This window comes from Novosphingobium sp. 11B (genome assembly GCF_054589055.1).
Genome location: NZ_BAAILP010000247.1, coordinates 1 through 8,359, shown reverse-complemented (window position 1 = coordinate 8,359; position 8,359 = coordinate 1). Strand labels below are relative to the sequence as shown.

The window sequence follows — 8,359 nt, the reverse complement described above, 5'->3', positions numbered from 1 at the left end:
CCGGCCCCTCCCGCAAGCGGGAGGGGAGCAACACAGGATCGCCCTCCCGCAGGCGGGAGGGCCGGCAGGCTCGGCGGTTTACCGCCTGGCCGGACGGGGTGGGCATCACACCATCCACACCCGCATCGTCCCCCATTCTTGCGAAACCGCCGCCATTCTGCGACCAAAACACGCATGGTTCCGGCAATCTTCGGCCTCTCCGGCCTGACCCTCGGCGACGACGAACGCGCCTTCTTCCGCGACGCCGATCCGGCGGGCTACATCCTGTTCGGCCGCAACGTCGAAAGCCGCGCGCAAGTCCGCGCCCTGACCGACGAACTGCGCTCCATCCACGGGCGCGAGCACCTGTTCGTCTGCATCGACCAGGAAGGCGGCCGCGTCGCGCGAATGAAGCCACCGACCTGGAGCGCCTACCCGCCCGGCGAAGCCTTCGACCGGCTCTACGATCTCGCCCCCGCCAGCGCCATTGAGGCGGCGCGCGTCAATGCGCAGGCGCTCGGCCTTGACCTTGCCGAAGTCGGCGTCAGCGTCGACTGCCACCCCTCGCTCGACGTGCGTCAGCCCGGAGCCCACGACGTCATCGGCGACCGCGCGCTGGGTGCAGAGCCGATGCGGGTAGCGGCGCTGGGCCGCGCGATTCTCGACGGTTTCGCACGCTCGGGCGTCGCGGGCTGCATCAAGCACATCCCCGGCCACGGCCGCGCGATGGCGGACAGTCACAAGGAACTGCCCACCGTCACTGCCTCGGCCGAGGAACTGGAACGCGATCTCGCCCCGTTCCGCGCGCTGTCCAAGACGCCGATCGGCATGACCGCGCACGTGCGCTATACCGCGTGGGATGCCGAGAACCCTGGCACCCTCTCGCCTTTCGTGATTGGTGAGATCATCCGCAAGACCATCGGTTTTTCGGGTCTGCTGCTGACCGACGACCTCGACATGCAGGCGCTCTCGGGCAGCGTGCCGGAACTGGCGGCGCAGGCGATCGCGGCCGGCTGCGACATCGCGCTCAACTGCTGGGCGAAGATGGACGACATGGTCGGCATCGCCAAAGCCCTGCCGGTCATGGCCGAGGAAACCGCCGCCCGTCTCGACCATGCGCTGGCCGGAACCGGCCCCGCGACAGCGGCCGATCACGCCGAACTGCTGGCGAAGCGCGACGCCCTGCTGGCGCTGCGGGCGGCCTGACGTGGCCAGCACTCCCGGCCTCTTCGACGACTGGGACGGCGAGGACCGCCAGGGCGCTCAGGCCGACAAGCTGTACCTCGAGATCGACGGCTGGGAAGGGCCGCTCGACCTGCTGCTCGACCTCGCGCGGCGGCAGAAGGTAGATCTGCTGCGCATCTCGATCCTCGAACTGGTCGATGCCTACCTGACGTACATCGAGGAGGCCGAGGCGCTGCGGCTGGAACTGGCGGCGGATTACCTCGTGATGGCGGCGTGGCTGGCTTATCTGAAGTCCGCGCTGCTGCTGCCGCGCGACGAGCAGGAGGACCCGAGCCCCGAGGAAATGGCCCTGCGCCTGCAGATGCGCCTGCAGCGCCTGGGTGCGATGCGCGAGGCTGCGGCGCGGCTGATGGGGCGCGACCGGCTGGGCCGCGATGTGTTCGAACGGGGGGCTCCGGAGGGCCTGCGCGTCGATCGCAAGTCGCGCTGGCAGGTCGAGTGGTTCGACCTCGTAAGAGCTTACGGCGACGTGAAAATCCGCTCACAGCCGGTAGTGCACATGGTGCGCGAGCGGATGGTGATGACGCTCGACACCGCGATCGCCCGGGTCGCCTCGATGCTCGGCGTGGCGATCGACTGGATGGAACTGCGCGACTTCCTTCCGGCAGCGCATGGCAGCTGGGAAAGCCCGCAATTGCGCCGTTCCGCGCTGGCTTCGAGCTTCGTCGCGGCGCTCGAACTGGCCCGTACCGGCAAGGCCGAACTGGCGCAGGACGAGACGTATGGCCCCCTGCGCCTAAGGGCACTCAAAGGCACTCAAACGTGACACAAGACGTCCAAAGCGCGCCCGACGACGTCTTGCGTGCCGTGGAGGCGACCCTCTTCGCCTCCACCGAACCGCTTACCGCGGATCAGGTCGCGCTCCACCTCGGTTTCGGCGAGAAGGGCGGCGAGGTCCGCCATGCGCTCGCCGATCTGCAGCGCCATTATGAGCGACGCGGCATCCACCTCGTCGAGCGCGGCGGGCGCTGGCATTTCGAGACCGCGCCCGATCTCGCGCACCTGCTCCGCCGCGAGAAGGAAGACGTGCGCCGTCTCTCGCGCGCCGCTACCGAGGTGCTGGCGATCGTCGCCTACCACGAACCCGTCAGCCGCGCCGAGATCGAGGCGATCCGCGGCGTCCAGACCGCCAAGGGTACGCTCGACGTTCTGATGGAGGCGGGCTGGGTGCGCGTCGCCGGTCGCCGCGAGGTGCCGGGGCGGCCGGTCATCTATGCGACGACGCCCGCGTTCCTCGACCACTTCGGGCTGGGCTCGCTGAAGGAACTGCCGGGCATCGACGAATTGCGCGCGGCGGGCCTGCTCGACCCGGTTGACGAGGACATGATCGAGACGGCGCTGGGCAGCAAGAATCCTCGCATACCGGACAACGCGGATTCCGAAGATGACTGACGTGCGACCGGTGAAGGACATAACCATGACGGGCTGGCAACTTGGCATCAAAGCGCCTACATGCCCCCTATGACCGGTCGGAATCGACCGCGCTTTTGGAGTTGAGGTTATGGGTAGCTTCTCGATCTGGCACTGGCTGATCGTTCTCGTGATCGTGCTCGTGCTGTTCGGACGCGGCCGCGTTTCGGAAATCATGGGTGACTTCGGCAAGGGCATCAAGAGCTTCAAGGACGGCATGAACGAGGAAGAGGCCAAAAAGGCCCAGGAAGCCTCGGCTCCCGCCGCCCAGATCTCGTCGCAGAAGGCCGATCCGGCGCCGACCGCGACCGAAGTGAAGAACGAACAGGCCTGAGCGCTCGGGGCTGATCGGGGATGTTCGACGTCGGTGCATCCGAACTGTTGATGATCGTCATCGTGGCGGTCGTCGTCATCGGTCCCAAGGACATGCCGATGGCGCTGCGCACGGCTGGCCGCTGGATCGGCAAGATGCGCAAGATGTCGAACCATTTCCGGTCCGGCATCGACGCCATGGTGCGCGAGGCCGAACTGGAGGAAATGGAGCGCAAGTGGCGCGAGCAGAACGAGGCCATCATGAAGGCGAGCCCGCAGCTCCCCTCGATGAATCCTACTGCCGACGACATGCAGGCGCCCGCCGTTTCGGAACCTGCCCTTTCGCAGCCTGAACCTGCGGTATCGCCCGTTGCCGATGACGCGCCCGAGAAATCCGCAGAGGTGAAGACCGAAAACCGGCAGGCCGAGCTGCACCTGCCTCCCCCGCCGCCCTGATCCGTGGCTTGAGGCAGAAACCATGCAGCCCTTCCGCATTTCCGATATCGACGACACCCAGGCGCCGCTGCTCGATCACCTGATCGAGCTTCGGGGCCGCCTGCTGCGCGCCTTCATGGCTTTCGCGCTGGCCTTCGCGGTGTGCTTCTACTTCGCGGGCGACATCTTCGCTTTCCTCGTCCGCCCGCTGACCGAGGCGTTCCCGCCCGGACAGGGCAAGCTGATCTACACCAAGCTCTACGAGGCGTTCTTCGTCGAGGTGAAGATCGCGATGTTCGCGGCGTTCTTCGTCAGCTTCCCGGTGATCGCCAACCAGATCTGGCAGTTCGTGGCGCCCGGCCTCTACGCCAAGGAAAAGAAGGCGTTCCTGCCCTTCTTGATCGCGACGCCGGTATTGTTCACGATGGGCGCGGCGCTGGCCTACTACGTGGTGATGCCCACGGCGTTCCACTTCTTCCTCACGTTCGAGGGACAGAAGGGCGGGCTCAAGCTGGAGGCGCTGCCGGGCACGGGGGATTACCTCGCGCTGGTGATGCAGTTCATCCTGGCGTTCGGGATCAGCTTCCTGCTGCCGGTGCTGCTGATGCTGCTCAACCGGGCGGGCATGGTGACGCGCGCACAGTGCGTGGGCGCGCGGCGCTATGCGATCGTCGGTATCTTCATCGTCGCCGCCGTGGCGACCCCGCCCGACGTCGTCTCGCAGCTGCTGCTGGCGGTGCCGCTGCTGCTGCTGTTCGAGGGCACGCTGGTGTTGATGTGGTTCACCGAACGCCGCGACGCCAAGGACCGCGCGCGCGAGGAAAAAGCCGTCGAGGAAGCCGCCAAGGCTGCCGGACACGCTGCGGCGGAGTAATGGGCGGCGGAGTGACGCCGGGCTCGCTTGCCAGCGTCCTCGATATTCCACTATATTGGGGCGAAAGGTGCGTGTGATGAACAAGCCCATGACCCTCAATGTCCGGATCGGCGGCGCGCTGGGCGACTTCGTGGCCGCCAACGTGGGCGAGCATGGCTCCTACGAAAACGTCAGCGAATATGTCCGCGACCTGATCCGACGCGACAAGGCGCGGCTCGAAGCGGAGCAGTTCCAGCGGCTCGAAGCCGAACTGCACCGGGCGTTCGCCGCGCCCGAATCGAGTTATTCTTCGCTGGATGCGGAAGCGGTGATCGCACGCAATCGCCCCAGTTGAGATGGCGGCTGAAATGGCCGGCTTCACGGTCTCCGCGATCGCTGGCCGGCGGCTCGACGAAATCTTCGTATATACACGCGACACATGGGGCGAGGCGCAGGCGGAAGCCTACATTCGCGGCCTGTTCGCCTGCTTCGAGCGGATCGCGCGGTGCGACCAGCCATGGCGCGCCATTCCGGTCGAATTCGGCGTGGACGGCTATTACTGCCGTCATGAGCACCACTACGTCTACTGGAGGCTGCTTGGTGACGCTACGGTGGGCATCGTCACCATCCTTCACGAACGGATGCACCTGATGGACCGCTTTCGCGAGGATGATCGAATTTAATCGGTGCTGTGAGAATGTGGAAAATAAGTTGGGGCTATGGCGACCTGCCTCGATCACCGTCTAATTATGGCTACGGGTTTTCCACGAGGGAATGATGGTTGGAATTGCAGAAGCTAAAGCCGCATATGACGGAATTAAAGCCGCGATAGACATGACACGGGGTGTAGCGGCTCTCAATTCCGAAACGGATATCAAGCTCGCTATAGTGGATATACTGCGGCAGTTGCTTGATGCACAGCAGGCCACGTTGGCCGATCGTGAAAAAATGTCAGAACTGCGCAGCGAAATTGAAGGGTTGCGAGCACAGCTTGCGGTTCGGGCGCGATGGGACGATGAGCGCTTGCGCTATCAATTAACTCAATCGCCTCTCGGTGCCTTCACATACGACTTGAAAGCCGATTTCCGATCCACGGAACCCTTTCATCGAATTTGTACAACGTGCTTCGAGAATGGGAAAAAATCTATTTTACACGTCAAGGCCAAGCATAACGGAGGCGAGACTGTCCATTGCGCAACTTGTAAAACAGATCTTACGCTTTCGCCGTTCGAGGCAACGTTCGCTGTATCGGGAGATCGATACGATGATCTATATTAAAAAGTCAGAATTATTATTTGAGCGCAGTCCGCTGTCTGTAGCGCTCTGAAGGTTACCGCCGCACCCCCGCCTTGCCGCCGTCCTGCGCGGCCGACCATGCCAGCCGCCCGCCGATCCACGTTTCCAGCACATGCGTGCCGCGCAAAGCCTGCGGGGCGGCGGTCATCGGGTCTTCGTCCACGAACAGGAAGTCCGCGCGCATGCCCGGCGCAATGCGGCCGAGGCGGTCCTCGGCGAACAGCGAGTACGCCGCGCCGGTGGTGTAGGCGCCCAGCGCCGCCTCGCGGGTCAGGATCTCCTGCGGCTGCCAGCCGCCCATGGGCTGGCCGTCGGCGCCGGTGCGGCTGATCGCCACCGCGAGGCCCTCGAAGGGATGCGCGGGCTCGACCGGGGTGTCGGAGCCGAAGGCCAGCTTCGCACCCGCCGCCGCGATCGACTTCCATGCATAGGCGCCCGCCAGCCGCTGCGGACCGAGGCGCGCCTCGGCCATGACGCGGTCGGAGGCTTCGTGCTGCGGCTGCATGCTGGCGATCACGCCGTTGCGGCCGAAGCGCGGGATGTCGGCGGGGTCGACGATCTGGGCATGCTCGATGCGCCAGCGGCGATCACCCTTGTAGGTCTGCGACAGTTCCTCGATCGAATCGAGCACGGTGGCGTTGGCCTCATCGCCGATGGCGTGGACCGCGACCTGGAAGCCGTCCATCGCCGCGCGGCTCATCAGGTTGCCGAGCTGGGTCTGGCTCATCTGCGGCAGGCCCTTGGTGGCGGCATCGTCGGCATAAGGCGCCTTGAGCCACGCCCCGCGCGAACCCAGCGCGCCATCGAGGTAGAGCTTCACGCCGTTCATCTTGAGCCGGTCGTCGTCGATCCACGGTGTCGGGCCGGGGCCGCCGATCAGCGTCATCGCTTCGATCCCGCCCGCATAGGCGACCACGCGCATGCGCAGCTGGTGCTTGTCGGAGGCGCGGCGGAAGGTCTGCCAGTCCTCGATCGAGGTGCCCATGTCCGCCACGGTGGTGACGCCCGCGGCAAGGAACTGCAGCTGCGCTTCGCCGAAAGCGGTGTCGGCATCCTCGGGGCGAGGCTTGGGGCGCTTCTTCTCGACGAGCGCGGTGGCGGCGTCGACCAGCACGCCCGCCGGGGCCTTCGACCCCGCGACGCGCAGCACTTCGCCGCCTGCCGGATCGGCGGTGCTGGCGGTCACGCCCGCAGCGGCCAGCGCGGCGGAGTTGGCCCAGCCCGCGTGCCCGTCGATGCGGGTGAGCCAGGCGGGCTTGCCGCCGGTCACGGTGTCGAGTTCGGCGGCGGTGGGCATGCGGTCCAGCCCCCAGCTCGCCTGGTTCCAGCCGCCGCCGAGGATCCACGGCGCCTCGGGATGCGCGGCGGTCCATGCGGCGATGCGCGAAAGGGCCTCGTCGAGCGACTTCGCCATCGACAGGTCCAGCGTCATCTTCGCAAAGCCGGTCGCCATGACGTGGGCATGCGCGTCGATCATGCCGGGCACGAGGATGCGGCCCTTGCCGTCGACCTTGTAGTCCACCTTTTTGGGCCGCTTGTCGCCCTTGTGGAAGACTTGCGCGACTTTGCCCTGCGGGTCGATCAGAAAGCCCTCGAAGCGCTCCACGCCGCCCTTGCCGTCAGGGGTGACGCCCTCGACGTTGTCCACCAGCACGTCGGCCAGCGCCGCAGATGCCAGCACCGTACCCGAAAGCAGCGTGGCCGCTGCCGCAATCCATGACTTCACGATTTACCCTTCTGGGGGAGCCGCTTGATGATGGCGCTCGTGTCGAGCCGCCCGCCGCCCGTGGCCTGCACGTCGGAGAAGAACTGATCGACCAGCGCTGCCACCGGCAGCGAGACGCCCAGGCCCCGGCCTTCCTCAAGGCTGAGGCCCAGATCCTTGCGCATCCAGTCGATCGCGAGGCCGAAGTCGAATTCGCCCGCGTCCATGGTCTTCCAGCGGTTGTCCATCTGCCACGACTGCGCGGCGCCGCCCGAAATCGCCTCGTAGACTTTGTCCATGTCGAGGTGCGAGGCCTGCGCGAAGCGCACCGCCTCTGCCAAAGCCGCGACGTTGCCGGCGATGCAGATCTGATTGGCCATCTTGGCGATCTGGCCCGAGCCCGCCTTGCCGACGTGGACGATGCGGCTGGAGTAGCTCTCCATGATCGGCCGTGCTGCTTCGAGCGCATCGTCGCGCCCGCCGCACATCAGGGTGAGGGTGCCGTTCTCCGCGCCGATCTGCGATCCGGTCATCGGCGCGTCGACGCAGTGGATCTTGAGGTCGCGCGCCTCGACCGAGATCTGGCGGGCGATGCGTGCCGAGACGGTGGTGTGGTCGATGAAGGTGCCGCCGCGCTTGAGCATGCGGAACACCCCGTTGGGGCCGAGCACGACGTCGGCAAGGTCGTCGTCGTTGCCGACGCAGGTGATGACCACGTCAGCGTCCTGCGCCGCGTGGGCCGGGTTGGCGGCGATGCGGTGAGCGAGGCCGGGGTTGGCGTCGCGCCACTTGCGTGCGCGCTCGGGCGTGCGGTTGTAGATCGTCAGTTCGTGCCCGGCCTGCGCGATGTGGCGCGCGATCGCGCCGCCCATGGTGCCGAGGCCGATCATCGAGACCTTGCGCGGGGGTACGGCCGGGGCGGCGGGGGCTTCGGAGGCGGTCTCTTCGGTCATGGCCCGTTCTTAGCGCCTTTTGGCCAAAAGCAAACCGGCGAAGGTAGCGAAACTCGTGTCGTCCCGGACTTGATCCGGGACCGATGGCTATCTTTAGGAATGGGCCATTCGGCAAGCCACCCCGCCGATGGGTGGGCTGTTCATGGCCAGCGGTCCCGGATCAAGTCCGGG

Annotated in this window: 11 protein-coding genes; 9 read left to right on the top strand and 2 right to left on the bottom strand. The window is 66.1% G+C overall.

Features of this window, described 5'->3' with window-relative positions; all coding sequences use genetic code 11:
- Positions 1–174 precede the first annotated feature (174 nt).
- The 9 genes from nagZ to ACYPYD_RS21940 all read left to right on the top strand — a co-directional run bounded on the left by nagZ (position 175) and on the right by ACYPYD_RS21940 (position 5,512).
- Positions 175–1,185 (top strand): beta-N-acetylhexosaminidase, encoded by a 1,011-nt coding sequence (nagZ, locus tag ACYPYD_RS21980; protein ID WP_008829334.1) that lies wholly within the window; start codon positions 175–177, stop codon positions 1,183–1,185.
- Between the two features lies 1 nt (position 1,186).
- Positions 1,187–1,990: a segregation and condensation protein A gene (locus ACYPYD_RS21975; RefSeq protein WP_036525975.1), complete on the top strand. Its 804-nt coding sequence runs from the start codon at positions 1,187–1,189 to the stop codon at positions 1,988–1,990.
- Entirely contained in the window at positions 1,987–2,616 is a 630-nt protein-coding gene (scpB, locus tag ACYPYD_RS21970) for an SMC-Scp complex subunit ScpB (RefSeq protein ID WP_459665505.1), read from the top strand. The genes ACYPYD_RS21975 and scpB overlap by 4 nt, the downstream gene beginning before the upstream one ends.
- Before the next feature lie 109 nt (positions 2,617–2,725).
- On the top strand, positions 2,726–2,968 hold the full coding sequence (locus ACYPYD_RS21965; protein ID WP_008829337.1) for a twin-arginine translocase TatA/TatE family subunit: 243 nt from the start codon (positions 2,726–2,728) through the stop codon (positions 2,966–2,968).
- 20 nt (positions 2,969–2,988) lie between these two features.
- Positions 2,989–3,402: a Sec-independent protein translocase protein TatB gene (gene tatB, locus ACYPYD_RS21960; protein ID WP_008829338.1), complete on the top strand. Its 414-nt coding sequence runs from the start codon at positions 2,989–2,991 to the stop codon at positions 3,400–3,402.
- Between the two features lie 22 nt (positions 3,403–3,424).
- Positions 3,425–4,255 (top strand): twin-arginine translocase subunit TatC, encoded by an 831-nt coding sequence (tatC, locus tag ACYPYD_RS21955; protein ID WP_008829339.1) that lies wholly within the window; start codon positions 3,425–3,427, stop codon positions 4,253–4,255.
- A gap of 76 nt (positions 4,256–4,331) precedes the next feature.
- Positions 4,332–4,589, top strand: a complete 258-nt coding sequence (locus tag ACYPYD_RS21950) for a ribbon-helix-helix domain-containing protein (protein WP_008829340.1) — start codon at positions 4,332–4,334, stop codon at positions 4,587–4,589.
- Between the two features lie 13 nt (positions 4,590–4,602).
- Positions 4,603–4,917 carry a type II toxin-antitoxin system RelE/ParE family toxin gene (locus tag ACYPYD_RS21945; RefSeq protein WP_008829341.1) on the top strand — a complete coding sequence of 105 codons (315 nt, stop codon included), beginning with the start codon at positions 4,603–4,605 and terminating at the stop codon, positions 4,915–4,917.
- Positions 4,918–5,008: 91 nt separating this feature from the next.
- Positions 5,009–5,512: a hypothetical protein gene (locus ACYPYD_RS21940; protein ID WP_327195121.1), complete on the top strand. Its 504-nt coding sequence runs from the start codon at positions 5,009–5,011 to the stop codon at positions 5,510–5,512.
- Positions 5,513–5,564: 52 nt separating this feature from the next.
- Here ACYPYD_RS21940 and ACYPYD_RS21935 read toward each other — a convergent pair whose 3' ends face one another.
- Both ACYPYD_RS21935 and ACYPYD_RS21930 read right to left on the bottom strand, forming a co-directional pair.
- Complete coding sequence (locus tag ACYPYD_RS21935) at positions 5,565–7,256, bottom strand: amidohydrolase (protein ID WP_459665502.1); 1,692 nt, start codon at positions 7,254–7,256, stop codon at positions 5,565–5,567.
- Complete coding sequence (locus ACYPYD_RS21930) at positions 7,253–8,188, bottom strand: NAD(P)-dependent oxidoreductase (protein ID WP_069708942.1); 936 nt, start codon at positions 8,186–8,188, stop codon at positions 7,253–7,255. The genes ACYPYD_RS21935 and ACYPYD_RS21930 overlap by 4 nt, the downstream gene beginning before the upstream one ends.
- Positions 8,189–8,359 lie beyond the last annotated feature (171 nt).